The following is a 26,383-nucleotide window of genomic DNA, read 5'->3' as shown; positions in this document are numbered from 1 at the left end:
AACGACCGCATTTTGTACGTAATTTACCCGATAGATAAACTACTTTAACTCCCCTACACCAGCCCCAAAAAACACATATTCCCAGTTTCTGGCTAATAGAAAACTTCTGGAACTGTCAGTACCGACGAATATTACCGTATTTATACTTAAGTGTTTGCTATTGAGAATTTAGACTTGAGAATATCATAAAAAATTAGCATAAACCCGATCCAAATTACTTGGGCTGACCAGCGCTCCATGCCCGCGACTGCAAGGTTTCAAGCCACAATATTGATAATTATTTAGTGGGTATTATTAGGGAGCGATCGCCCGTCGGCAGATGCGATCGACAGCATTTGTGAAAGTTATGTAAAGGCTTGATAAAGAATATGTCAAAATTCACCTAAAGTGAACCAAATACAAAAAAAGTATCGCATAATGAAAATATTAAGACCATCGCACAAACGGAACAGGTTATGAATACCAAACTCTTATCCGCCCTAACAGCTACCGCCGCCGCCACAGCTCTGTTTGGCGCCGGAGCTCCAGCTCAAGCCTTCTCCTTTGGTACCAACGGCATCACATTCAGTCAAGATACAAGCGTCAAGTTTAGCTTCAAAGAATCTCACGGTATGTACCAATCCTCTTTGGGAGTCTACAGTGTGAAGGACTCGGCGGTATCTCTAGTTAGCACCCTGTTTTCGGAAACTAAATCCTCAGACAACCAGTGGGAAAACGAATGGAAAGGAACTCTGGGCAATACAGTCGTGGGTTCTGGCTCGGCAGTATTCACCTTCCTGGCAAATCAAGTTTACACTTTGGGGCTCGACAGTGGCTGGGGTGGCAGTGTCTACTCGACCTCAAGCTTGAACACTGGCAGCCAGCAAGCGGTGTTTGGCGCGCAATCGCAACTGTGGGACGCACTTGGCAAAGAAGACACCAAAGTCTTCCAAGCTGCCGGACAATTCACAAACGGCACAAGTTCTCTGTTTAATGGAGGCACGCTAATCTCCTTCGACGATCGTGGTAACAAAAACGACGCAGACTTCCAAGACTTCGCAGTGAGCGCAGAAGCAGTTCCAGAACCGATGACAATGACTGGTTTGGCTCTCGGTTTGGGTGGCTTGGTTGCAGCACGCCGCCGCCGCGCTAGCAAGACGAGTTCATGATTTTTTTCAAATGGGAACAATCTCCTCATTTACGTTTTACAAAATAAAATTCAATTAGGAGGCGCGCTAATGAGAAATCGGCTCGCCTTTTGCTTGATTTGAAAAGTCAGAAGGGAGAAGTCATATCAATTCTGGTTGCACTCCTCATGATTGTTGACTGTTGACTGTTGACTCGGGGTCGCCAAACTGAATGATGGTTGAGTGTTGGATGTTGACTCGATTTTACGCCCGACGATGAAGCGCGGATTTGAGATCAGAGGGAAGTTCGGCAACGCCCACTGTACGGGATTTAATGGATTTAACAGATGGGTGTTGAGGGAAGAAGTCAAGCGTGAAGAAGTCCAGCGTGAAACAAGAGGATTTGTCCCACTCTCCCACTCTCCCACTCTCTCCCTCTCCCAACTCAAAATTCAAAACTCACTCACGGTAAATTGTTCGATCGTACAAAGTCACCAGTATCGGTTGAGGAATTTTAATGTCCGCCCGGATGCACGCTACTTTAATGGCCACCACAGCCCTGGTGTTTGTCCGTCGCACCTGTGCTTGTTCGCGCAGCGTCCAATAGCGGACAATAAGATGCAAAGAACCATCGCTAAAGCCTGAATTATCAACATCATAGGTTAAATTTAAAGGCAAGTTAGTTCGCCTGTGGGGCAGGCATATTAATAAGCTGTTGTGCATTTCAACTGTATATTGAGGGCGGTAAGCTGTTACGCATTTAAATTGGAAATTCGGGACAGGCTAGAAGCCCGTCCCACAAAAGTTTTATTGATTTTTGACACACAATTTAAATGTAGAACAGCTTATCTCCTGCCCAAGCCCTACTCCCCACACAAGTAAAGATTAGACCTCTTGCAAAAAAAATATGCTATAATAAAGGGTTTGGCTTAAGTGGAGGGAATTGCAGGTTGAGCTGATTTTCAGGACATGATGCTCAAAACAGCATAAAATGCTAAAAAGGGGTTTTGTAGTTACACAATAAATAAATCAATCATGAACAATCGATTTTATCAAAATTTGAAATCGGAGCAATTTAAACGAAGATTTGGTGTCCTGATTCAAACGTTTAAACAAATGGTTAACACTTGAGAAAAATTCCGGCTAGAAAATCCTCAAGATAAACGAGGACGCCGAAGCGCCTTAACTCTTGAAGAACAAGTTTAAGTGGCCTTGGAATATTGGCGAGAATATCGAACCTATTTTCATATGGGGACAAATTGGGGAGTATCCGAATCAACAATTTGCCGAATTGTAACTAACATTGAATCAACTTTAATGAAAACGGGAAAGTTTGGTATTCCTGGGAAAAAAGCATTGTTCAAAGGTTTTGGGCGTCAGCAAAGTTGTCGTAATGGATGTCACAGAAACAGCTATCGAACGCCAAAAAAAAACAGAAAAAATACTATTCAGGAAAGAAAAAACACCACAGCCTAAAAATGCAAGTGGTCATTAATCAAGAAAGTAAACAGATTATTTGCCTACATTTTGAACCGGGCATTGCCACGATTTCAGCTTGTTTAAAAAAAGCAATGTTCATTTCCATCCCTCAACCGATAGTTTACAAGATAGTGGCTATCAAGGGATAAAAGATTATCACTTTAATAGCTGGATTCCTAAAAAGAAACCTAAAAATGGGAATCTTTCTCTTTTATCAAAAGACTACAATCGAGCTTTAGCTCAGGCTCGAATAGTGATTGAACATGTTAATAGGAGTCTAAAAGTTTTCAAAATTTTGTCAAGTCGTTATCGAAATCGCCGCCGCCGTTATGGTCTCCGTTGTAATTGGTTGTCAGCACTTTACAATTATGAGTTAGCTCTCAGGTCTAAAATTCAAAACCTTTAATTATAACATAGATTTTTTTTTCAAGAGGTCTATACTTTTGCCAGCTATAAGGAGGGTTACTTATTAAGATTAAATAAGAGCTAGTCGAACTTCTCAACAGGGTAGGCAAGCGACGCTTTTTTCCTACCCTTACCGCCTAAAACCAGCGCTTTTTGAGTTTCTTCAAGTGCGATCGTCTCAAATTTTCCACCAACCCCCGCAACTGGTTCAAATTACCCGCTTCGCCCCCGTACTTCCACCGCACGTAAGCCTGCGAAACCTCATCAATCACCTCAGCTTCATCAGTTGCATGATTCCCGCGCATAGCCTCAGCATACTCCAAAGGCGTTTGAGCGCGAGGTTTCACAAATCCCCTACTCGCCAAATCCTTCAGCATTTCCTGATAAACCCCCTCCACGGGCGGCAACTTCGCCAGCCAGCGGCGGTGGCGCCACTTGCGCCACAGTTGCCAAATTAACCAGCCAATAAAGCCAAAGCCGATCGCAGCAATCAAACCAGTAAATAACCCCACCCAACCCTTAGCAAACTGTCCCAGAAACCAGCCCACAATCAAAGTTATCCAGCCAATTACAAAACCTATGACTGAATCCAGCCCGCTTCTGAGAGGAGTCGGTAGCCAACCCGCGATCCAATTCCAAAACGATTCCAGCGCACTAAAAGTCTGGTTGTCTTCCACCGAAGCCGGAATCAGCGGATAACCGGGAATCGGATTAAAAGCAAACCAGCCGTGATTGGGAAAATATACCTCCGTCATTAAAAAAGCGTCGGTATTTTTCACAACATAGTAACCAGTAAACGGGTTGAATTCCCCCGTATCGAACCCGCCAGCCATTCGGGCCGGAATCCCGATCGATCTGAGCATAATTGTCAGTACCGTCGAAAAGTGGTCTGGATATCCCCCTGTAACTTTTTTGCCGCCCTGAGTGTTTTTGTAGCCAAACAGAAAACCCTCCACTAAATCTTCACCTTCCTCTAAGTAAGGCAAAGCTTTCTCAATTTTATAATTAGGGTTTTGCTTCAAATATTGAGCTAAGTACAAAGCTTTTTCGTAAGGAGTATCAATCGGTCTCTCCGACTGAGATACTCTAGTTCTTGCCGCCAAGATTTCTTCAGTTTTTTCTCGCACCTTCTGGGCAATTTTCGGCGGCACATCCAAATAGAAATTGCGAATATTTTTCGGGTAATTAGTACCAGTTTTCCCCAACAAAGAGCGATCGCGAAAAGGCACATTAGAAATCACCGTATAAGTCACACCCTCTCCCAATTCCGCAGGCGCTCGCAAACCCCCCTCCGCATCAATCGCCGCCTCTGGACTCGGAAAATAAAGCTCCTTCGGCTTGTTTAAAGCCGGAATCAAATTCGGCATTGGAGCAACAATAGTATAACTTTGAATCACCTCTTGAGTGCGAGGCGCATTGGGAAACGGATTCAAATAAAATTGATAAGACCAGCTAGGTCGAGTCAGCTTTTGAGCTTGTTCGTTGCGAGAAATTTCCCAACCCTGACCAGTGTATTTGTCAAAGCCTAATACCCGCCAAAAACCCGCAGCCTGCGATCGTACCCGCATCACCACTTGAGGTTTCATTTCCCCCCGCAAATTTTGATTAATTCGCTGGTTGAAACCGTAATAAAAAGTAGAGTCTACCTCTCCTGGCCCTGAGTCTGGGTTTCTCCCCCTTCCTCCGCCAGTCCCTTTTTCATTTCCCCCTCTAACATACCCCGGATTCAGAATGCTGCGCGAGTCAAACTCCCCCTGATATTGAATAGGAGCACTCACCGGAAAAGTCCGCAACTGATAGCCAGGGAGGCGTGGCAAAAACGCAAAAATAGTCAGCCCCAACCCGACAGTTATCAGCAGTAGCCAAGCAAAATTCTTTGGGGATAAAGTAGCCGCAAATAGCGACAGGCTATCATTTTTTCCTTTACCTTGTGCTTTTTCGCCAATGGCTTCTGGCTTCACAAATCCCAAGCGCGATCGATAATCCAACACCAAAGTCGGAAGCGCTAAAGCCAAAAACACCAACAACAGCGGCCCAAAAGTCAAGGTTTGGCTAAGAGTCGCTGCTACCCCTAACAAAATTAGCCCGATTACCATCGAATAGCCTAAATCCTTGCGGCGAGGCAAATCGAAACTGTGCAGCACTTGAAGTTGGATTAACAGTTGCGCCAAAACTAACCGCGTATCATTCAATTCTCCCACCAAGCGGCTAAAAAAAGCGAACAGCGCCACCAGCATTCCAATAGCTATGCAGAACTTAGCAGCTACATTGCGATCGCGGCGGCGGTACCAACTCCAAGTTGCTCCCACAATACTAACAGGCACAGCCCACAAGTTCAGAGCTTCTTCAGCAGCAACGTCGGTAGCTACAATTCCCACAATTACCAACAACTGAACTAGGATTCGCAGCAGTAAAGAATCCTCAATCACCGGCGGAGGCATGGCCTCAATCTGCTCCCACAGCTTACCCAACACAGGTATATTTCGCAGGTTATCAGTTGTCATGTGCACCCATCCAACTATTTTAGATTTTAGATTTTAGATTTTAGATTGAATCCACAGATAAATCTGGATTTTAACTAATATCTAAATCTTATTTCCCTGTCAAACGATTTTAGATTTTAGATTTTAGATTGAACCCACAGATAAATCTGGATTTTAACTAATATCTAAATCTTATTTTACTGTCGTTAGATTTTAGATTGAATCCACAGATGAATCTGGTGGCTTTAACTAATATCTAAACTTTTTCGCTTTCCACGACCGAAGTCGAGGGATTGCATCTGTTTTTGTGTGAGGTCAAACCACAGAGTAAACACCTAGATTATTTACTCTAAATAGACCTTTCTAGTTGCTATCTTGTCCTGCCCAAATTGGACGAATAGCAAACATCAAAGGTCTGGTCTCGAAGTTTTGGAATCGAACTTCTAGGGCATAAGTCTTGTTAGGTTGCGGGTCAAACAACTCCACACTTAAATGCCCGGAATTCGGACGGTGTGCAGTTGCTTCGGCATCTCCTCCCTTGAGTTCCAAGCTTCCTGCCCCGGGAAATTGGCACTCTACTCTTAAACACGGCATTGGCTGTTCTCTGTTGGGGTTCGAGAGGTATTGAGCCTCCAGAGTCAGCGAACCCAAACCAGTCAGCCACTCCCGCGAAACCGGCGGCTGATTCACAGGACAATCCAAAGTTAGAGACTCAATGATTTCCTTGGCGGCCAACAGCGACAGCACCATTTGTTGATCGGTACTGGCTGCTTCGTAATTCGGGAAATCTTCTAAATCTAGAAGTCCCCGCAAAGAACCTCGGAGCACTAAACCAGCTAACTCGTTGAGTTCCTGAGACTGGCCCGGAAATAAGCTATCTACAGCGCGAACTAACTTCGATCCTTGCCGCAGCGACGACATTACCAGTTCCTGACAAGGTTCTAGCAGTTGAGCAAAAACCCCTTGCGCGATCGGAATTGGCAGGCGGCCCCACCTGATATTTTGTAGTTGGGGAGTCCAGAGGTGTAGGGGAGGAACCCATTGCGGGGCTACATCGTCTGGGTAATCGTGGTCGTAGCTTTTGAATTCTGTTTCCCAGGGGAACAGCGGCGGGTTAGATTCAATTTCGGCTCTAAGCCTTTCTTTTAACAAGGTCTGAAAACGGTCTTGCACGGTCGGTATTTCTCCAATTGTCAGCGGTTGTGCGGGTGCATTGTTGTGCGCCCCCACTTGATAGTCCAGCGGGTCTGGTTCGTCCCATTCCCAGTATTCCACCCCGGAATTGTCTTCTGTGTCGCCCCACTCTTCTGAGCGAGGGGATGGATTGAGGTTTTCCTCATTTTCGTTAGAGGTATTCGCGATCGGCACCTGCAATATCCAGTCTAAAAAATGGCGATCGAAAGCCTCTGCATCCCTGTTCGTTTCGTTATTCATCACTAGATGCCCCTTCTCCGGAATCTGAACGATTTCGCAATTCCCACGCAAGTTCCAGCAATTTAAACCACCGCTTCTGTACCTGGGCTACCGTGCTACCCAGGGTTTGGGCGATCGCTGACTCTGACAGACCCTGTTGTTTCAACTTTAGCAAACGCTGTCCCTCTGGACCAATTTGCTCGCCAAACGCCTGCCACTGAGAAGGCAGCAAACCCAAATTGCGGTCTAAGTCTGCTTCCAGCCACTGGTGAACAAGTTCCCAGCGGTGCGACATGGCGAACCTGAGCAAATGGTACTTGAAGCGCTGCTGTAAATAGTCTCTTTGGCGGGGAGTTATGCCCAGAAGCGACTCTATTTCATTAGTCGGCAAGTCTTGCAAGCGCAGCACGAAGTAATCAGCGCAGTCTTGTTGATTGCGCTCTTTCAAGTAAGCCACTAATTCGTCAATCACGTTTAGCCGCAGAGATTCTGACTCGTCGCCTTGGGGGCGAATTGCAGCGGAACCCTGTCCGGCCATCGCTTCCCGCACGGAGTGCACCGAGGTGTCGTTCCAAGTTTGGTCGGAATCGGAAGCCCCTCCGTCAGCGGCTTGTTCCATATCTACGGAGGTTTCTTTGGGCTGCTGCTGGGAAAAGGTTTGGGCCCGTAAAATAATTAGTTGCTGACTGCGGTTCCGAGGTAAAGGAATGCGCCGCTTGCCGAAGCGCTCTACAAAGGCCATGTACTCTGCTAGTTCTAAGCGAGTGCGGGGACTGTAGGTAGGTGGCAGTTGGGTTTCGCGCCGGAATGCCTTTAAAGCTTCCAGATAAAATCCTTGCAAAAAATCTTTGATCAGTTCTACTCGCGCCTGATAGCTAGACTGCACCTGCGGAGGGGTGATGTAGCGATAGACGATCGCGCTGAGGGTACTGTGCAATTCTACTCGCCCGGGCCCGGAGCCTAAATTGTAATAGTGGAGGCATTGTTGCAAGCGGTGCTGAGCTAGGCTCTGGGCTGAACCTTCTATATCTCCAGAGGCCTGAATCCGCTGGCTTTCAGTGCATATCCTGTTGACTTCTGCTGCGAGTCGCCCTGCTACATCTTGGCAGTTCTGCTCAGACGCGCGAGTGGACTTTTTGAGTTCGTCTAACAGCAGTTGAAATATGGTTTCCACGCTCTGGCAGATTTCCCGCATGATGGTTTACAGCTAACAATGAAAGTAGCACAGTTAGTCAAAGTATGGATAAATATTTCCTACCGCTACTTTACCCCGTCTTCCCCAGATAGGACAAACTGCAATGCCCTCTTTCTCCTCCTTCGCGCAAACACAGAGGACTGCTTTTTTTATCTGTCCTGGAGACGCCATCCGCCAAGAGCCAGGTTTAAACAGTTGCCATAACGATGGTTCATCAGAGTGTCGGGTTTGACAAAGCATTCATGGGGGCCCAAAACGCTACACGGCCGTTGATACCTTCGGCTGAGTGTTGTGGTGGTCACAGCAGCGCAAGTCCTTCCCAAGGTGAAGCGAGCAAACAGGTTCTCTCTTTCGGTCTACTAGATGGGGTCAAGGGTTATATTTAATTGCAAGTTCCTTATGCCCTCATTTAAACCCGCCCGCACAATTAAGTGTGTGTGATGTTCGTTAACTTCGGCATAAATTCCTTGATTTTTACTAACAATCAGAGTGCAGCCTTTTTATATAGCGGGATTGAGCGGGGGTTCCCCTGCTGCCCAATCGATGCGATCGGCAAACAAAGGCGCTTCGGAACAATAAGTTTGATTGCATCTATCTAAGGGTATCAATATTGCAATTACTTTAACCTGAAAAGCAGATATTTTACTAAAAGGCGATCGTCTTCGATCGTCCTCTGGGTTGATGTAAGTGGTTGGGGAAATTTGTTCTAATAAATGTAAAGTTAGATTTGAAGGAACAATTTCAATGCGTAAGTTAAACATAGGTCTATCTGACGAGCAGCGTGCAGGCGTTATCGAACTATTGAATCACGACCTGGCAGATGCTTATCTGCTGTTAATCAAAACCAAAAAGTATCACTGGGATGTAGTTGGCCCGCAGTTTAGATCGCTCCACCAGTTGTGGGAAGAACACTATCAGGCGTTAACACTAAATATCGATGCTATGGCTGAACGGGTGAGAACTTTAGGTGGTTATCCAATTGGTACTGCTGAGGGCTTTCTGAAGTATGGTTCGATAAAAGAACATATCGGCGATTTGCCTTTGGCTACGGAAATGGTATCGCGTTTAGTTGACGACCACGAACTAATTATTCGCAATCTCCGCAAACACGTTGAACAGTGCGGTGAAGAGTTTAAGGATGACGGAACCGCAGACTTTTTGACTGGTTTGATGGAACAGCACGAACAAATGGCTTGGATGTTGCGATCGTTTATTGAAGGGGAATCTATTTCGCCCGATGGTAAGCAGCCCCAAGCTCAAACTGCTACAGCTTCTCACGCTTAGAGAGATTAAGTAGACGGAATACGGAAGTTCGGCAACGGATTCGCTCCACGGATGTAACGGATGTCAGGAAGCAGGAAGCAGGAAAAAAAGGAAGAAGTAAGAATGGAAAATTCATTTTTTTTATTTAACCCTCTTTCCTGATTCTCGATCGACCAACCAGGCAGAATTAAACGCCCTCTAGCTTCCTCAAAAACCCGGTTTCTTCAAAAAACCGGGTTTTTCAACGTAGGGTTTATGTAGATTTTCGATTTCCTAAGCTATTGAATCGCATTCTTTCGTATAGCTGCGATGGCAACATTCTGTGAGCCTTGGTTCGCGCCTCAATCCTAGCAAGTGTCGTCCCTTCACTCGATTCTGATGCTTGTTCTAACTCTAACCCTGATTCAGTTGGCGGTGGGAGTATTATTTTTAATATACTTTCTATGGACAGCAGATACAAATTGTGGCGCAAGAGTGCCATTAATAAATCTTCTTTGAAAGCTCGATACAGCCAAGATAATGTACTGCGGTGATTGCCGCTGCGGTTGCTTTTAACAGCTAAGTAAATGTAAAAATTGCTGCTAGACCAGTGATAAATTCTGCTGGGAATTTCGGGATGTTGCTGCCGGACATCTGCCATAATTAAAGAGTGAGATTTGGCCATTGCTGCATAGTTGCTAGACATACTGCTGGCAATCTGCCGATAGCCAACTAAGTATTCTGGTACGACTTTAAATTGATAATGTTCGGCTATGCGGAGGTGCAGTTCCCAGTCTTCGCAGCCTTGAGCGTTTTCTAGTTTAAGTTGGCCGTTGTAACCGCCGACTTTTGCAAAACAAACGCGGCGGATTAGAGATGAGCTGGCATTGCCTATAAAATATTTATAAATTAATGCTGTGTAAACTTCTCCTTCGATGGTGGAGTTATAAAATCCACCTGTGAGCAAGTCTTTTTCATTTATATCAACTGACCAGGAATAGACAACTCCGACAGATGGTGCTGAGTAATTCAGGCAGTTAACTTGTTTTTCTAGGTTTTGCGGATACCAAATATCGTCGGCATCGATGGGAGCAATATATTCGCCTTTTGATTTTTCAATTGCTAGGTTGCGGGCGACGGCGACGCCGGAATTTGGCTGGTGGAATAAGCTGACTCGGCTATCTTTTTGAGCAAAAGATTGGACGATTTTGGCTGTTGTATCTGTAGAGCCGTCATCAACTACTAAAACTTCTATGTTTTGATAAGTTTGAGATAAGACAGACTCTAAGGTTTTAGCAATAAAATTGTCAGCGTTGAAAGCTGGTATGATGACTGAAACTAAGGGCTGATTTAAAGTGTTTTGGGAGTTGTTCATGTAATATAAAAAAGGGTTTATGTAAAAGTTTTGGTTCAAAGGGAGCTAGCTAAGGGTATGTTAGCAAATTACGAAAGCTCGATCGTACAGCGTCAGAAATTTTAAGACGTATATTTGACGTATATTTAAAATATATTGCCAAAAGTAATAAAATGTGCATTGACTCCGCAGTCGCGATCGACACTTGGTGCAGGAGTCACTCGCGGATGAGGTCTGTAAAAGAAATTGTACCGCGCAAGTCCTGACAGTTCCCGGGTATCCGTAGAAAGTATGTTTTATTTTATACGCTGTACTTACTTATAAAATCACAGTCTTGTCCGGTGCAACACAGCCGCACAAAAATCCTGCGGGTGCTTTTTCGCAAGTTTACACAAACAATCCTATATTTAAAGATTTTGTAAAGCTGTTGTCTGCATCAGGTCAGTCTCAGCAAGATATGGCGTAGAATACAGGTATGAATTGGGAAAAATCCAATCGAGAATGCCAGCAAAAAATCTAGTTGAATACAAACAGCAATCGAGTTATAAATAAAAAAGTAGAGCTAATTTTACCCTTCGTAAAGTAGCAACAATAAAATTCCAGCAAATTTTAGCCCCTGCAATTTAAACAATTTAGGTAATGATTTCTACCGCCGACCCCACTGTATCCGTTATTATCCCAGTCCACAACGGGGGCTCTTACTTCCGCACCTGTTTGTCAAAACTGGCTCAAGCTGCGCCCAAACCGATCGAAATTATTGTAGTAGCAGATGGCGAAAGCGACGGTTCCTGGCGTCTGGCCAAGGAATTCGGCGCCAAAGTGATCAGGATTCCCGAATGCGGGGGGCCAGCGCGGGCAAGGAATTTGGGTGCCCAAGCTGCAAAGGGAGATATTCTGTTTTTTGTGGATGCTGATGTCGCTGTTTGTCCAGAAGCTGTGGGCTATGCGATATCGGTGTTCAAAAATAATCCCTACTTAGCTGCTTTCATTGGCTCTTACGACGATGATCCTGGAGATCCTGATTTTCTATCGCAGTACAGGAACTTGCTGCACCACTACGTGCACCAAACAGGTAACGAAGAAGCTTCGACTTTTTGGGGCGCTTGCGGAGTGATTCGCCGGGAAATTTTTTTGCAAATGGGTGGCTTTAATGAGACTTATCGCCAAGCTTCGATCGAAGATATTGAGTTCGGCTACCGTTTGAAACAAGCAGGTTATAACATTCGGCTGTGCAAAACATTGCAGGTTAAGCATTTAAAGCAGTGGAAACCTATGGGGATGGTGAAAGCTGACTTTTTCTACCGAGCACTGCCTTGGACAGAACTGATTTGGCGCGATCGCCAATTGAATAACGACCTCAACTTGCAAGTTTCAAACCGCATCAGCGTGATTTTAACTTATGCAGTGCTGCTGGCAGTTTTGGGAACGTGCTGGTCGCTGAGCTTTCTGTTACTGGCTAGTTTGCTGGCCATACCACTGGTAGCAATTAATGCACCGCTTTACCGATTTTTTCACCGTAAACACGGTATCCTATTTGCCCTGAAAACTATTCCGTGGCACTGGCTTTTCTACTTTTACAGCGGACTGGCATTCGCGATCGGCACTGGTCGCTACTTATACCAAAAAAAGCCTGTGACTGGCAAAGTTAGCTTGCCGGTATCCGCTCAATAAATCAAGGTAATTTGTGCTTAAACATCAGGTAGATCGATAGTTTCTCAGGGTATTCACTGGTGCATCTATCCCTTTGACAAGTTATAAATAACTGTATAGTTTCGATAAAAAAGCTGGAGGTAGGCTGAGTGAAACATTATCCTGTTGCGATCGTCGGTGCAGGCCCTGCGGGCTTGACTGCTGCCTATGAGCTCGTCAAGCAAGGCATCATCCCTGTTGTACTAGAAAAAGGTGATAAAGTTGGGGGAATAGCTCGCACAGAAACCTACAAAGGCTATCGTTTCGACATTGGCGGCCACCGCTTTTATACTAAAGTTGAAGCCGTGCAGCAGTTGTGGCAAGAGGTGCTGGGAAATGAGTTTATTAAAGTGCCACGATTGTCGCGAATCTTTTATCGAGGTAAATTTTTTAACTATCCAATCAGTGCCTTCAATACTCTCTTTAATTTGGGCATAATTGAGAGTACGCTGATTATTTTGAGTTATCTGAAAGTGAGAATTTGGCCACTTACCGAAGAAAAAACTTTTGAACAATGGGTGATCAATCGTTTTGGCGAACGCTTGTATAAAACATTTTTTAAGACTTACACTGAAAAAGTTTGGGGCATTCCTTGTTCGGAAATTCAAGCAGATTGGGCGGCGCAACGGATTAAAGGATTGTCCCTGACGACAGCAATTATTAATGCTTTGTTTGGCAGCAACGACACTAAAACATTAATCAAAGAGTTTGATTATCCGGCTTTGGGGCCGGGGATGATGTGGGAAAAGTTCGCGGAAGCTGTGGAGAATAAAGACGGCAAAGTTTATCTCGATACTAAAGTGATTAGCTTTGAGCGTGAAGGGAATAAAATTAAAAGTATTACTGCTGAGCAAAACGGAGAATTAATTCAATATTCGGCGGATAATTTCATTACGAGTATGCCGATATCGGCGCTGGTAGAAAGAATGAAACCGCAGCCGCCCGAAGAGGTATTGCACGCCGCGCGATCGCTCAAATATCGAGATTTTTTGATTGTATCGCTGATTGTCGATCGCAAGGATTTGTTTCCTGACAACTGGATTTACATTCACTCTCCCGAAGTCAAAGTTGGACGAATTCAAAACTTTAAGAATTGGAGCGCCGCTTTAGTTCCCGATGTCAGCAAAAGTTGTTTAGGAATGGAATATTTCTGTAGCGTAGGCGACGAGATTTGGGAAATGTCGGACGCGGAACTTATCGAATTAGCAACTCGCGAATTGGTTGGTTTAGGGTTAGCAACAACGGCTGATGTGGAAGATGGAGTTGTCATACGGCAACTTAAAGCTTATCCAGTTTATGATGGGGAATATCGAGGACACTTGCAGGTACTTGAAGGTTTTTTGAAGGGATTTGAGAATTTGCAGACGATCGGGCGCAACGGTATGCACCGATACAACAACCAAGACCATTCCATGCTAACGGGGATGCTGGCTGTGAGAAATATTCTCGGCGAAAAGCACGATTTGTGGGATGTGAATACTGAGCGATCGTACTATGAAGACTTTAGTGTCGATCGCTCAAAAGAAAAGAAGGATTCGGATTTGATTTCGCAGTCAATATAGCTAGCCGAAATAGGGATTGCCATGAAAAAAGCGAACCTGCCAAACTTAATCGGCTTCGCAGCAAGCATCTTCGCGATCCTGCTTTCAGTGCAGTGGTTTGTGCCTATCCAACTCGACTTAATGGAAGCGATAGCCGCGATCGCTTCTGCTTGGAGCGTTTGGCTGCTTGCTAAAAACAATCCCCTAGGCTGGTGGATCGGCTTAATCGGAGTGATCGCCTACGCTGCGGTGTTTTATCAAGTTAAACTTTACGGCGAAGTTGCGATTCAATTCTTCTATTTAATCACGAGCTTGCAAGCAATTTATATTTGGCTGCGGGGCGGCGAAAACAGCACAGAAAAACCTTTATGTCGCCTTCCCCAACGCTGGCTCATCCTCACCGCAGTCTTAGTTACAGTAGGCGTATTGGGCTTGCGAACAGTATTAGTATCTTTGGGCGGTGCAGCACCATTCTGGGACGCCCTGACCACCATCTTAAGCGCGATCTCCCAGTTGTACCTGATGGAACGCTATCTCGAAAGCTGGTATTTGTGGATTGTTGCAGACACGATTTACGTTCCCTTGTATGCCTCGCGCGGGCTATATCTGACGAGTATTTTGTACGCGATATTTTGGTTGATGGCAATTTACGGACTGCAAAATTTTCAGCGGATTTACTCGGAACAAAAGTTAAAACAGCAGCAATCTTTATGAGATTCGGTGTTACTGTAGGCAAATTTTACCCCTTCCACAAAGGACACGACTACTTAATTCGAGAAGCTAAAAAAAGGTTGACCGTTTAATCGTTCTCGCCTGTTACAAAACAAATCAAGCAGTTGCAGGAAGCGTTAGAGCCGACTGGATTCGGTTTTTGCATCCCGACGCAGAAGTTATCGAAGTCCTCGACGATTTGCCGGAAGCCCCCGAACCTTGGGATCAGAGGACTCTAGAGGTGCTTTCCGGGCGAAAACCCGATATCGCTTTTACTTCAGAAGATTACGGCGAACCTTGGGCAAAACTGATGGGCTCTCAACACTGTGCAGTCGATCGCGAACGGCTCAAATTCCCGATTTCGGGAACCCAATTGCGATCGCACCTAGCCGAACACTGGCAAATGCTGACTCCCCCAGCCAAAGCCTACTTTGCCAAACGAGTCTGCGTGCTGGTGTAGAATCGAGCGGCACAACTACCCTGGCACGATCGCTCGCACAGCAGTACCAAACTGTTTGGGTTCCCGAGGTATCAGAAGACGGAGGCTGGACTCCGGCGGCACTGAGCCACGTACTCATCCGCTTCACGGCCCCACTCAAACTTTTGTCGGGAGCGAGTACCTGGGATATCATCACCCACAATGTGACTATCGGTGTGTAGATGCTTTGGTCGTAGGTGATTTTCTCATTCGCTAGAAGCTCCTGGACTAACGAATCTGGCAGCAGCTTCTCCCAAGGTGAGGCAACGCTCGGCAAAAATTGTTGTTTAAGAATGCACGCACGATTTGGCATAATCGAGAGAGATATTGTGGTTGGTCAGGCAATTATCTATGTAGATATTGCCTTACAGATTTTTTGGGGTTCACTTTTTCAGTGCCATTGCACTAAAGTCCTCACTACGAACCAATGTGAATGTGGTTGTTTGACCGGAGATAATAGGACTCTACGATTCTTTAAAGAAGCGGATGATTTCGCGGACGTGGTTGAGAAATTGTCCGTCATCGGTGAGTTGGGCGATCGCACTTTCTGCATCTCTTCTCAGGTGAGTGTGCTCTGCTTGATTTGTCGCTTGCAAAGATTGTAGAGATGCGGATAAAGTAGTTAGTTCTCTTCTGATAGCTTCCCGTTCCCGATTTTGGACAGCCACCCATGAATTGGGATTGTCTGAACTTAATTGATTGCTCAAATCTCTAACTGTAGATTCTAAGTTTGCAAAGCGGCTGCGGAGTTCGACAATATCTTCGCGGGGGTGCAAAAATTGGCGGCGGATACTTGTCAGCCTTTGGGCTAAATACTGATAACCTCGGATAGCTGGACGCAGTACAGTTAACAGCAGTGCAGCAGCGGAACTGAGATAGCCAATAGCACTAATTCCGGCGGCGGCTAGGGCGTAAAGTGCGATCGCGCTAAACAGGTGAAGTGCGATCGCCACAAAGAGCGATCGGCTAACTAATACAGTAACGTATTTGACTTGTTCCTGATCGACAGCAATGTTTTTTTTAGTCGATTCTGCGGCTTGCGCTAAAACTTCTTTAGCTTCAAAATGGATATTCCAGGGAACTGTAACTATCAGCAACAGCCATTCAAAAATAGCAATGGCAATTACCCAATCAATAAAACTGCCGACCGAGACGTGCAGCCATTGCAGAATGGCAAAAACTAGCAGCAAAAATATGCCTGTGGCGGCACCAAAACCTGCGAAGGTGTAATACATAGCGATGCCTTGGTGGAATGTTGTTTTGATTGTGGGTAGGTGTTTTAGGTCTGGAGTAATAAACTGTGACAGTTAAGTGAGCGTCCTATTAATCCCGGTTCATTAGTTATGAGTAAAAGTGCAGGTCAAGGGTTGCGAGCAACCTGTTTTTTCCCAAAAATACTTGCTCTACCTCAATCGTGGAAGGTAGTTGAGATTTGGGGTAGGTTGTTTAGGTATGGATTCATTAGGTGTGACAGTTAAGAAATCGTCCTATTGAACCCAGTTTATTAGTGATTAGTAATACTCCGGGAAACAAGGGTTTCCAGACGCCTGGTTTGTTCCAGGAACGTACACAGGCTTGAACCCATCCATAATAGTTAAATGAAACGGTTGGCTGGTTCGGGAGTTCGTAAGTCCTCAATAATTACTCATTGGCTATTCAGTAGAGCGACACAAAAAACTTGACAATGTAACAAAATGTAAATGAGTCACAACCTCTGGGATTGCTTCATTTCACTGGCAATGACAAACTTCTGTTTTTTGCAGTTCATCTACTTAGTAATCAGGATGAAGTCAATCGATTTTAGATTTTAGATTTTAGATTAAAGAATTGAAGCATTGACCCCACGGATGAATCCGGGGGCTTGTATCCTGGATGCTTTCGGTCACTTTCTCGCCTACTGATACCATTTGAGATTTGAGATTTGAGATTGGAAATGGCTGATTATGTATGGGTTTGCAGATTGTATATAGTTGCATTCATTTTTTGAACTGGTATCGCTAACGGCGTTACGCGGTGCTAGTGCTAGAAAAGCAGGAATCTCAAAACGCTCCCCTCTATCTATTTTTATTTTCCAGATCTGCTAAATCACCTGTGGCTGAGATAAACTGATTTGGAAGTAGAGCGCGCGTTTTGCAAGTTGCCTCTGTGTAACCGACACACTGCTACTGCAACCTGTCATCAGCCACACCAAAATAGGTGCCAAAATTAACTCTACAGTCTCCGATTTCCATTAACTGCGCGTCTACAATCTAAAATCAAAAGTGAGCAGCAAGGACAAACCGATGGCGAACTCAACTCTTGGCCTAGAACATCAACTTTACGATTATCTGTTATCTATTTCTCTGCGGGAGCCAGATATTCTCGCTTCACTACGAGAAGAAACTGCTAAGCATCCTATGGGGATGATGCAGATTGCTCCCGAACAAGGTCAGTTTATGGAGCTCATGGTGCAGCTTATGGGAGCGACCAAAACCTTAGAAATTGGCGTTTTTACTGGTTATAGCGCGCTGTGCGTAGCTTTAGCACTGCCTCCTAACGGTCAAATTATTGCCTGCGATGTCAGCGAGGAATATACTGCGATCGCACGACGCTATTGGGAAGCTGCGGGCGTGGCTAATAAGATTTCTTTGCAGTTGGGCCCAGCAATAAATACTCTCGACAAACTAATAGCCGAGGGACAAGCTGGAACCTTTGATTTTGCCTTCATCGACGCCGATAAAGAAAATTATGAGGCTTATTTTGAGCGATCGCTGCAACTTGTACGCAATAGCGGTTTAATTGTAATTGACAACGTTCTGTGGTCAGGACGAGTTGCTGATCCTCAAGTACAAGACGAAAGTACCACCGCCATTCGTACTTTTAACGATAAATTGCGTAACGATCCCAGAGTTACTCTCAGTGTTGTCCCCATTGCTGACGGGCTGACTTTGGCCCTGAAACGCCGCTGGGCTACTATGATGGAACCTGAACAGCATAATTAAAGAGTTATTTGCGGTTTGTGGTGGATTTCTAAGGACTCATACAAAAGCTATGAAGAAACCCGATTTCTGAGTCAAGCTTCTGGGATAAAACGGAGATTTTTTTTTTCATAAACCCCGTTTATGCGTCCAGGACTGTTTTTAATTGCTGCAAACCGCGAAGGAATAACAATATAATATTATATCTAAACAACGTAATTAATTGATTTGAGGCGTAACTTCGGGTGTCTAATTTACAACTAAAATTACCAATTCACGAAACTTTTCAGTGTACTGTTCAAGGCGAAGGTTACTGGACGGGGACTTTAGTTGATTTTATCAGATTGGCTGGTTGCCCTGTGCGGTGTCCTTGGTGTGACACCGGTTATGCAAATGGGGGCAAAGGTTTGCCGTCTGTACCGCAGTCGATCGCACAATTGCTCGCTCAATTGCAGTCTCCGATGGTGGTCATTACTGGCGGCGAACCTTTCATTCACCGCGATTTGCCGGAGTTAGTTGAAGCTTTGTTAGAAGCTGACAAGCAGGTGAGTATTGAAACTTCGGGCGCTTGCTGGCAGGAAGTTTCGCCGCAGGCTTGGATTACTCTTTCTCCTAAAGAACACGTCAATCCTCAATATCCGGTGCAAGAGCTTTTCTGGACTAGAGCTAATGAAATTAAGTTGGTGATTAGCACTGGCGAAGAAGTTGAATTTTATCACAAGTATTTGGCAAGTAATGTGAATATTCCGGTTTTCTTGCAACCAGAATGGAACTCAAAAGAATTAGCGATTCCCATTATTTTGGAATTGCTGAAACAAAATCCTAGTTACAGGCTATCTTTGCAAATACACAAGTTTATTGGCGTGCAATAATTGGATGATTTAGCCAGAGCTATTCGTCAGGTGGCGGTGCAGAATGGGGAGTGCATCGCCTTACAATCTGTGAAAGTATGTGCTATAATTCAAGCAGCAATTTATGATAATTTGAACGTAATGGAAACAACTACGGAAACTCCAATGGGAAAAGTGATCACAACCCTAGTAATTACGAATCGGCTGGATGAAGGGAAAGCAGAAGATGGTCTGATTCCCATCGAGCAAGTGAGGTCTGTTACTCTAGAAAATGTTTTGGTGGATACGGGCGCGACAACTTTGTGTTTGCCTAAAGATGTCATCGCCAGACTGGGTTTGAAAATTCTCAAGCAAGTGGTTGTGGAAACAGCCACGGGCATTAGTGAGGCGAGGATTTTTCGGGATGCTTCGATTTCTCTGTGCGGCCGCGAAGGGACTTTTGAGTGTTTGGAATTGCCAGAGGGAAAAACTCCACTTTTAGGGGTGATTCCGATGGAAGCGCTGGGAATTGAAGTCGATTTGAAAAATCAAAGATTGAAGGTTTTGCCCGACGGGCCGACGGAAACTTATTTGACAATTCTTTGATATTCTTGAGTTTGGATGCCAGCTATTCGATCTGCAGCGCTAAGATGGTTAAGCACTGTTTTGCACTACTCTCATGTCCCAACGCGCCGAAACCTCAAACAGCCAGCCAAGTGCATCCCGCAACGGGCATAATGTGACGAATTCTCACTCTAACAACCAAAATACGATTCGGGTTCGCGGTGCGAGACAGCACAACCTGAAAAATATCGATCTGGAACTGCCGCGCGATCGACTGATCGTTTTTACTGGCGTCTCGGGTTCTGGTAAGTCTTCCCTCGCTTTCGATACAATTTTTGCCGAGGGACAGCGCCGCTACGTGGAGTCTCTCAGCGCTTACGCGCGCCAGTTTTTGGGACAGTTGGACAAACCGGATGTGGACGCGATCGAGGGGTTGAGTCCGGCTATTTCGATCGACCAAAAGTCAACTTCTCATAACCCGCGATCGACTGTTGGCACTGTTACAGAAATTTACGATTATCTCAGATTGCTCTACGGCAGAGCTGGCGAACCGCACTGTCCGATTTGCGATCGCTGCATTGCACCGCAGACAATTGATGAAATGTGCGATCGAGTCATGGCACTTCCCGACGGCACTCGCTTTCACCTTCTGGCACCAGTTGTGCGCGGAAAAAAAGGCACTCACCGCAAATTATTGTCGAGTTTAGCTTCCGAAGGATTTATTCGCGTCAAAGTTAACGGAGAAATTTTAGAACTTTCGGAAAATATCGAATTAGATAAAAATCATACGCACAATATCGAGATAGTTGTCGATCGGTTAATTAAAAAACCCGGTTTAGAAGAACGTTTAGTTGATTCTCTGGCAACTTGTTTGCGCCATTCAGAGGGAATTGCGATAATTGAAGAGTTACCGACTGAAGAAAATTCCCAACCACAGGGGCCGATCGTATTTTCCGAAAACTTTGCTTGTCCCGAACACGGCGCAGTAATGGAGGAACTTTCACCCAGATTATTTTCGTTTAATTCGCCCTACGGCGCGTGCCAAAACTGCCACGGTTTGGGGAGTTTGCGGACTTTTGCGCCGGAGTTGGTAGTTCCCGACGAGAAAGCGCCTCTTTATTGTGCGATCGCGCCTTGGTCAGACAAAGACAATTCCTATTATCTCTCTTTGCTTTGCAGTATTGCTGATAGTTGCGGCTTTGATATCGACACTCCTTGGTATCGATTAAAGCCCGAACACCAGCGGGTAATTTTGTACGGCAATGAGCAAAAGCGCAGCGCAGAAAGTAAAAAGCGCGACGGCAACACTGATTTTAGGAGAGATTTTAATGGCGTAATTTCCATGTTGCAGCGCCAGTACGACGATACTGGTTCTGATTTGATCAAGCAGAAGCTGGAACAGTATCGAGTCGATCGCTCTTGCGAGGTTTGTCACGGCAAACGCTTGAAACCCGAGGCGCTTTCGGTGCGGTTGGGACAGTACGGAATTGTGGATTTAACCAGTATTTCGATTCGCGAATGTCGCGAACGAGTAAATAATTTGGGATTGAGCGATCGGCAATTCCAAATATCCGATTTAGCCCTGAGAGAAATCAAAGCAAGACTGCAATTTTTGCTCGATGTCGGGTTAGATTATCTGACTTTAGACCGCGCAGCAATGACGCTTTCTGGCGGAGAAGCCCAGCGAATTCGGCTGGCGACTCAAATCGGTTCTGGTTTGACTGGCGTGCTCTACGTTTTGGACGAACCGAGTATCGGACTGCACCAAAGAGACAACTTTCGCCTGCTGCAAACCTTAACAAAATTGCGCGATTTAGGCAATACTTTGATTGTCGTAGAACACGATGAAGAGACCATGCGAGCGGCCGACCATATTGTCGATATCGGGCCCGGCGCTGGCGTGCACGGCGGCAAAATTATCTCGGAAGGAAGTTTAGAAAATTTGCTAAGGGCAGAGGAATCTTTGACTGGTGCTTATTTGTCGGGAAAACGAGTAATTGAAACCCCTAATGAAAGAAGAAAAGGCAACGGCAAAGCTCTCTCAATCATAAATGCGACGCGCAACAATTTAAAAAATATCGATGTGGAAATTCCCCTCGGAAAACTCGTCTGCGTGACGGGGGTTTCCGGTTCGGGAAAATCAACTTTAATCAATGAATTGCTGTACCCGTCGCTGCAACACTATATCACCAAAAAAGTGCCTTTACCGCCCGATATGGACGCCCTCAAAACTAAAGGGGAACGCTCTTTAGAGGATGTTGTTGATAAGGTAATTGTCATCGATCAATCTCCCATCGGCCGCACTCCGCGCTCTAATCCCGCTACTTACACGGGAGTTTTTGATGTAATTCGGGATTTGTTTGCCGAAAGCATTGAAGCGAAGGCAAGAGGTTACAAAGCGGGGCAGTTTTCTTTTAACGTCAAAGGAGGAAGGTGCGAAGCTTGCGGCGGCCAAGGCGTGAACGTGATTTCGATGAATTTTCTGCCGGATGTTTACGTGCAGTGTGAGGTTTGCAAAGGTGCGCGCTACAACCGAGAAACGCTGCAAGTGAAGTACAAAGGCAAGTCGATTTCTGATGTTTTGAACATGACTGTCGAGGAATCTTTGGAGATGTTTAAAAATATTCCCAGGGCTGGCGTCAGACTGCAAACTTTGGTTGATGTTGGTTTGGGTTACATTCAGTTGGGACAGCCGGCGCCGACGCTTTCTGGAGGGGAAGCGCAGCGGGTAAAATTGGCAACGGAACTGTCGCGCCGCGCTACTGGGAAGACGCTTTATTTGATCGATGAACCGACGACTGGTTTGTCGTTTTATGATGTTCACCATTTGTTAAATGTGCTGCAAAGGTTGGTGGATAAGGGTAATTCAATTTTGGTAATCGAACACAATTTAGATGTGATTCGGTGCTGCGATTGGGCGATCGATTTAGGGCCTGAAGGGGGAGATAAGGGCGGCGAAATTATTGTGGCGGGGACGCCGGAGGATGTGGCGGCAAATCCTCGTTCTTATACTGGGAAGTATTTGCAAGCGGTTTTGCAGCAGCACCCTTTGGGGGAGGCTGTAGCCGTTAGTTAATACTAACAGGAATTACGCAATTCTCATAATTAGTAAGGTGCGTCAGATATTTAAACCTTCAATAATCGTTTAAGAAACTCACCTGACGCACCCTACAATTAAAATACTGAGTTGGGACAGTAGACAGCACAGATCGATCGCCAAAATTGCAAAGCAACAACGATTGGCAGATTCAAAATAGGAAATGGCCAAAAAACAGCAGACGTTCAAGAAATCAAGGAAAGAGACCGCTCTATGGCTAAACCTTTCAAACCAGAAACTCGAAAGTATTGTAATTGGTCTGTAACCATTTATGTTGGCTCAGAAGCAGTAGGGTTTTATACAAAGTCTATTTCGCCCAAGGGTACTATTTTATGTACAGAAATTTGTAATGACAAAGGGTCTGCTTGGCAACAGGGTTACAACCTTGTAGATCGTGCAATTAAAGAAGAACGAACTAATCGATACAAGAGGATTGCTATACCTCTGACACTTGCGTTATTATATGTATCTGGATCGGATGAGGAATACGAGTTAGGTCATCAATCTCGCTTTAGAGGCAGACGTGCTGGAAAGGGGCATGATTTTGAAATTTTGGATCTTCTGACTGAAGATGGTCTCTTAGAGGAGCAACGTAATCCCCAGCAGATTAAATCAGTAGTTTTGACACCAAAAGGTATTAAACAAGCAAGGCACATTCGGAAAAATTTGAATTTAGAGGGTATTGAAGAGTTTCTTCAGACTCAGGAAAATCGCGACGATTTAATCGATGGATTAGAACAAGATCAAGAGCATTTCGGTGATGAAAAGTAAGAATTCGCTACAAACCCCCACTTAACCATAGAACGCCATTCTGACAACATCTCCTCTCAGTAAAGGTTTGGAAAAATTAGATGGATATCTAGCTCGATTGGGGCAAAATTCGGGTTGGCTGGTAATATTCGATCGCCGCGAGAATGCACCGGAAATCGAAGAACGGCTGAAAACTGAGATTCATACTACTCCAATTGGGCGATCGGTTACAGTTATTCGTGCGTAATATTCTGGTATAATATGTACTAATAGTGTCCAATGTCAATCCTTGGGTACAATCTAAAAATGGCAAAGGATCTCTTCCACAATACAGTCAAAATCGCCCTACAAAAAGATGGCTGGAAGATTACCCACGATCCCTACCAGTTACGTTATGGTGTTGCTGATGTCTACATCGATCTTGCAGCCGAAGAAGCGATCGCCGCTGAAAAAGAAGGACGTAAAATAGCTGTAGAAGTCAAAAGTTTCGCAGGTGGCTCCACCATTTCTGAATTCCACACCGCCCTCGGTCAATTCTTCAACTATCGCGTTGCCATCGAAGTCTCTAGCGAACCAGAACGTATACTGTCTCTGGCCGTTCCCACCGATACCTACCAAATGTTTCTCAATTTGAACCTGCAAAAACTGTCATAGAACGTTATGAAATCCGACTAATTATTTACAATCCAACTCGTGAGGCGATCGACCAATGGATAGACTAAACGAATACCGCAAAATTGTTTGTGACTTTCTCGAAGACTTTTCTAAAAATGACGCAAATGCTCAGTTAATCTTCGATATCGCCCGCGATAGATACCTCGTGATGCACAACGAATGGCGCGACGAATATCGCATCTATGGGTGTGCCATGCAGCTCGATATCATTGAAAATCAAATCTGGATTCAACACAACAGTACCGAAATCTACATCGATCGAGAACTGATTCAACGTGGTGTGTCTCCTCAAGATATCATTCTTGGGTTTCGCTCCCCCAGTATCCGAAAACTCCTTGCCGCAAACTATTCCTAGAGACAAAAGTGTGGAACAGTTAGATGAATATCGGGAGCGATTGGGACAGGATTCTGGTTGCTTGGTAATATGCGCTCGCCGAGAGAATGCACCCGAACTGGAAGAACGGTTGAACATTGAGATTCATACTACTCCAAGGGGGCGATCGATTACACTAATTCGAGGGTGAAATCCGGGTATATTATGTACTAATAGTAGATGCGATATTAACTATCTTGAATTGTGGGAGACATTGCCATATTTTGCGCTTGTTTCTGCATGAATTCAATATCGGACAGCGACCAAGTGCGGGGCCCGCTGCACTGATGAGCAATTAACAGCCCCCACAGTCCTTTGTTCGTTAAAATTGGCACGACTAAATTGGCGCGAACTTTCAGCCTACGCAGAAAATCTCGGTGGCATGGGTTAATTGGTTCTACTTCAATATCTGTAATTGATTTAACTCTGCCGGCTTCGTACAAAGCAGCGTATTCGTGGTTAAAACACTCATCTGGCCCCGTTGAACCCAAGATTGAGAGTTCGATCGCACTCAACATCTCGTAAGTGACTCGGCCTTGCCATTGGGTGTAAAAATGATAAAGCACCGCGCGATCGCTCTGCAAAACTTCTCGAATGTCGTAGAGCGATGTTTCAACTAATACGTCGCGCTTTAGACGATCTGTCAAGCGGTTAACAATGTTTTGCAGCCGATCGCCCGACATAGTATTAACTCCTTTAATTCCTAGTACACTCGCCCGATCTAAATTATTGAACTGGCACCATCACAAGACCTCAAAATGTTGCGCTTCGGGATTTTTGCGCGTTCAAAAATCAGTAATTTTGGGCTTGACAATTGTTGAGATGCCAGGAATATTATACTATTATTTTGCCTGAGATAGCAATCTTTTCGGGAAACGGGCGATGGCGTCTAGCCCTCGCCCGTGCTACGGCTTTTCTTTACGCAGCCCTTTCGCGAAGAACCACCGGCGGGACGCCGGTTCCACAAAGGAAGAGAAAAGGAAGAGTTTACAAGTGCTGGGAGAATTGCTAGATCTGCCTAAAGTTGGTTCCTCTCAAACAGAGTAACTGCTAGGATTTTTCTAAAGCTAAAGAAAGCATTAAATATGTCTGTGCTAGAAGCTGCTTGGAAACACGAATTTATCGCTACGAACGGCATTAAACTGCACTATGTCACTCAAGGTTCGGGACCGCTGATGCTGATGCTGCACGGATTTCCTGAATTTTGGTATTCTTGGCGGCATCAAATCCCAGAATTTGCATCAGATTATAAAGTCGTCGCTGTAGATCTCAGGGGTTACAACGACAGCGACAAACCTCACGATCAATCTGCTTACGTGATGGCAGAGTTTGTGCAAGATGTCAAGGGAATTATTCAGGGTTTGGGATACGAAAGTTGCGTCTTAGTTGGTCACGACTGGGGAGGTGCGATCGCCTGGAATTTCGCTTATGCTTATCCCCAAATGGTGGATAAATTAATTGTGATGAATCTACCACATCCGGCCAAGTTTGCTGAAGGGTTACGCACTCCTCAACAATTGCTGAGAAGTTGGTACATCTTTTTGTTTCAGTTGCCAGTTTTGCCGGAGTTGTTAATTCAGTTGGGCGACTATCAGGCAATTTCTGCTGCTTTGGAAGGTATGGCAGTGGACAAAAGCACCTTTACCTTCTCAGATATCGAAGCTTACAAAGATGCGGCTGCCAAACGGGGTGCTCTGACTGCTACTCTCAATTATTACCGCAATGTAGCTGGCGGATTTCTCGATCGCCAGAATTGGAGTGTGCTGCAAGTTCCGACGCTGATGATTTGGGGAGAAAATGATGCGGCCTTCGGCAAAGAGTTAACCTATGGAACTGCAGATTACGTCCGGGATTTTCAGATTCATTACATTCCTAATTGCAGCCACTGGGTGCAGCAGGAACAGCCGCAGTTAGTGAATCGGTACATGAGAGATTTTTTGGCAAGTAAGTTCATTTAATATCATATCCAGTTACCTCCGAAGGCTACTGAGACTATGAGTAGGACGATCGCGATTCACTGATAAAATTATTATTCCCATGC

Annotated in this window: 24 protein-coding genes and 2 pseudogenes; 18 read left to right on the top strand and 8 right to left on the bottom strand. The window is 45.2% G+C overall.

The window, feature by feature from the left end:
- Positions 1-455: 455 nt before the first annotated feature.
- A complete protein-coding gene (locus tag QUA07_RS09800; RefSeq protein ID WP_333080939.1) occupies positions 456-1,148 on the top strand; it encodes a PEP-CTERM sorting domain-containing protein in 693 nt (230 codons plus the stop codon).
- 417 nt (positions 1,149-1,565) lie between these two features.
- Here the strand turns inward: QUA07_RS09800 and QUA07_RS09795 are convergent, their stop codons facing one another.
- A complete protein-coding gene (locus QUA07_RS09795) occupies positions 1,566-1,829 on the bottom strand; it encodes a hypothetical protein (RefSeq protein WP_333324528.1) in 264 nt (87 codons plus the stop codon).
- A gap of 755 nt (positions 1,830-2,584) precedes the next feature.
- Between QUA07_RS09795 and QUA07_RS09780 the strand changes: the two are divergent.
- A pseudogene (locus tag QUA07_RS09780) lies at positions 2,585-2,991 on the top strand (transposase family protein).
- A 136-nt stretch (positions 2,992-3,127) separates the two neighbouring features.
- Here the strand turns inward: QUA07_RS09780 and QUA07_RS09775 are convergent.
- From QUA07_RS09775 to QUA07_RS09760, 4 genes are all read right to left on the bottom strand, one after another.
- On the bottom strand, positions 3,128-5,494 hold the full coding sequence (locus QUA07_RS09775; RefSeq protein ID WP_333324521.1) for a DUF3488 and DUF4129 domain-containing transglutaminase family protein: 2,367 nt from the start codon (positions 5,492-5,494) through the stop codon (positions 3,128-3,130).
- Between the two features lie 342 nt (positions 5,495-5,836).
- Positions 5,837-6,907: a hypothetical protein gene (locus QUA07_RS09770; RefSeq protein WP_333324519.1), complete on the bottom strand. Its 1,071-nt coding sequence runs from the start codon at positions 6,905-6,907 to the stop codon at positions 5,837-5,839.
- Entirely contained in the window at positions 6,900-8,081 is a 1,182-nt protein-coding gene (gene hetZ, locus QUA07_RS09765; RefSeq protein ID WP_333214106.1) for a heterocyst differentiation protein HetZ, read from the bottom strand. The genes QUA07_RS09770 and hetZ overlap by 8 nt, the downstream gene beginning before the upstream one ends.
- 500 nt (positions 8,082-8,581) lie before the next feature.
- On the bottom strand, positions 8,582-8,842 hold the full coding sequence (locus tag QUA07_RS09760) for a hypothetical protein (RefSeq protein ID WP_333324517.1): 261 nt from the start codon (positions 8,840-8,842) through the stop codon (positions 8,582-8,584).
- On the opposite strand from QUA07_RS09760, the gene QUA07_RS09755 reads away from it, so the two are divergent.
- Entirely contained in the window at positions 8,826-9,365 is a 540-nt protein-coding gene (locus QUA07_RS09755; protein WP_333080946.1) for a Dps family protein, read from the top strand. The two genes, QUA07_RS09760 and QUA07_RS09755, sit on opposite strands and share 17 nt — an antisense overlap.
- Before the next feature lie 232 nt (positions 9,366-9,597).
- On the opposite strand, the gene QUA07_RS09750 is transcribed toward QUA07_RS09755, so the two are convergent.
- Positions 9,598-10,698 (bottom strand): glycosyltransferase family 2 protein, encoded by a 1,101-nt coding sequence (locus QUA07_RS09750; protein ID WP_333324515.1) that lies wholly within the window; start codon positions 10,696-10,698, stop codon positions 9,598-9,600.
- 618 nt (positions 10,699-11,316) lie between these two features.
- Here QUA07_RS09750 and QUA07_RS09745 point away from each other — a divergent pair.
- From QUA07_RS09745 to QUA07_RS09730, 5 genes are all read left to right on the top strand, one after another.
- On the top strand, positions 11,317-12,348 hold the full coding sequence (locus tag QUA07_RS09745; RefSeq protein ID WP_333324513.1) for a glycosyltransferase family 2 protein: 1,032 nt from the start codon (positions 11,317-11,319) through the stop codon (positions 12,346-12,348).
- Between the two features lie 128 nt (positions 12,349-12,476).
- Positions 12,477-13,928: an NAD(P)/FAD-dependent oxidoreductase gene (locus QUA07_RS09740; RefSeq protein WP_333324511.1), complete on the top strand. Its 1,452-nt coding sequence runs from the start codon at positions 12,477-12,479 to the stop codon at positions 13,926-13,928.
- A gap of 21 nt (positions 13,929-13,949) precedes the next feature.
- A complete protein-coding gene (gene pnuC, locus QUA07_RS09735; RefSeq protein WP_333324509.1) occupies positions 13,950-14,621 on the top strand; it encodes a nicotinamide riboside transporter PnuC in 672 nt (223 codons plus the stop codon).
- On the top strand, positions 14,618-14,710 hold the full coding sequence (locus tag QUA07_RS30020) for an adenylyltransferase/cytidyltransferase family protein (protein WP_445300147.1): 93 nt from the start codon (positions 14,618-14,620) through the stop codon (positions 14,708-14,710). The genes pnuC and QUA07_RS30020 overlap by 4 nt, the downstream gene beginning before the upstream one ends.
- 68 nt (positions 14,711-14,778) lie before the next feature.
- On the top strand, positions 14,779-15,078 hold the full coding sequence (locus QUA07_RS09730) for a hypothetical protein (protein WP_333324507.1): 300 nt from the start codon (positions 14,779-14,781) through the stop codon (positions 15,076-15,078).
- 482 nt (positions 15,079-15,560) lie between these two features.
- On the opposite strand, the gene QUA07_RS09725 is transcribed toward QUA07_RS09730, so the two are convergent.
- Positions 15,561-16,331 (bottom strand): hypothetical protein, encoded by a 771-nt coding sequence (locus QUA07_RS09725; RefSeq protein ID WP_333324505.1) that lies wholly within the window; start codon positions 16,329-16,331, stop codon positions 15,561-15,563.
- A 1,047-nt stretch (positions 16,332-17,378) separates the two neighbouring features.
- On the opposite strand from QUA07_RS09725, the gene QUA07_RS09720 reads away from it, so the two are divergent.
- From QUA07_RS09720 to QUA07_RS09680, 9 genes and pseudogenes are all read left to right on the top strand, one after another.
- Complete coding sequence (locus QUA07_RS09720; protein ID WP_333324503.1) at positions 17,379-18,077, top strand: class I SAM-dependent methyltransferase; 699 nt, start codon at positions 17,379-17,381, stop codon at positions 18,075-18,077.
- 221 nt (positions 18,078-18,298) lie between these two features.
- A complete protein-coding gene (locus tag QUA07_RS09715) occupies positions 18,299-18,925 on the top strand; it encodes a 7-carboxy-7-deazaguanine synthase QueE (protein ID WP_333324501.1) in 627 nt (208 codons plus the stop codon).
- Positions 18,926-19,045: 120 nt separating this feature from the next.
- Positions 19,046-19,489, top strand: a complete 444-nt coding sequence (locus QUA07_RS09710; RefSeq protein WP_333324558.1) for a retroviral-like aspartic protease family protein — start codon at positions 19,046-19,048, stop codon at positions 19,487-19,489.
- A gap of 73 nt (positions 19,490-19,562) precedes the next feature.
- Entirely contained in the window at positions 19,563-22,523 is a 2,961-nt protein-coding gene (gene uvrA / locus QUA07_RS09705) for an excinuclease ABC subunit UvrA (protein ID WP_333324499.1), read from the top strand.
- A 234-nt stretch (positions 22,524-22,757) separates the two neighbouring features.
- Entirely contained in the window at positions 22,758-23,315 is a 558-nt protein-coding gene (locus QUA07_RS09700; RefSeq protein WP_333324497.1) for a DUF6429 family protein, read from the top strand.
- A gap of 67 nt (positions 23,316-23,382) precedes the next feature.
- Positions 23,383-23,541 carry a hypothetical protein gene (locus tag QUA07_RS09695; RefSeq protein ID WP_333324495.1) on the top strand — a complete coding sequence of 53 codons (159 nt, stop codon included), beginning with the start codon at positions 23,383-23,385 and terminating at the stop codon, positions 23,539-23,541.
- Between the two features lie 59 nt (positions 23,542-23,600).
- Positions 23,601-24,016 (top strand): annotated as a pseudogene (locus QUA07_RS09690) (XisH family protein).
- Entirely contained in the window at positions 24,004-24,324 is a 321-nt protein-coding gene (locus QUA07_RS09685) for a XisI protein (RefSeq protein ID WP_333324493.1), read from the top strand. Before QUA07_RS09690 ends, QUA07_RS09685 begins: the two are co-directional and overlap by 13 nt.
- 10 nt (positions 24,325-24,334) lie before the next feature.
- Positions 24,335-24,493, top strand: coding sequence for a hypothetical protein (locus QUA07_RS09680; RefSeq protein ID WP_333324491.1), 159 nt, complete (start codon positions 24,335-24,337; stop codon positions 24,491-24,493).
- Positions 24,494-24,530: 37 nt separating this feature from the next.
- Here QUA07_RS09680 and QUA07_RS09675 read toward each other — a convergent pair whose 3' ends face one another.
- The gene (locus QUA07_RS09675) at positions 24,531-25,025 is read right to left on the bottom strand and encodes a GAF domain-containing protein (RefSeq protein WP_333324488.1); all 495 of its coding nucleotides are present in this window, start codon (positions 25,023-25,025) and stop codon (positions 24,531-24,533) included.
- Positions 25,026-25,427: 402 nt separating this feature from the next.
- Here QUA07_RS09675 and QUA07_RS09670 point away from each other — a divergent pair, with 402 nt between their 5' ends.
- Entirely contained in the window at positions 25,428-26,300 is an 873-nt protein-coding gene (locus QUA07_RS09670; protein ID WP_333324486.1) for an alpha/beta hydrolase, read from the top strand.
- Positions 26,301-26,383 lie beyond the last annotated feature (83 nt).

Origin of the sequence: Microcoleus sp. T3_A4 (assembly GCF_036700465.1) — a bacterium.
In the GTDB taxonomy this organism is placed as follows: Bacteria; Cyanobacteriota; Cyanobacteriia; order Cyanobacteriales; family Microcoleaceae; genus Microcoleus.
This window is presented reverse-complemented; position numbering and strand designations above follow the sequence as displayed.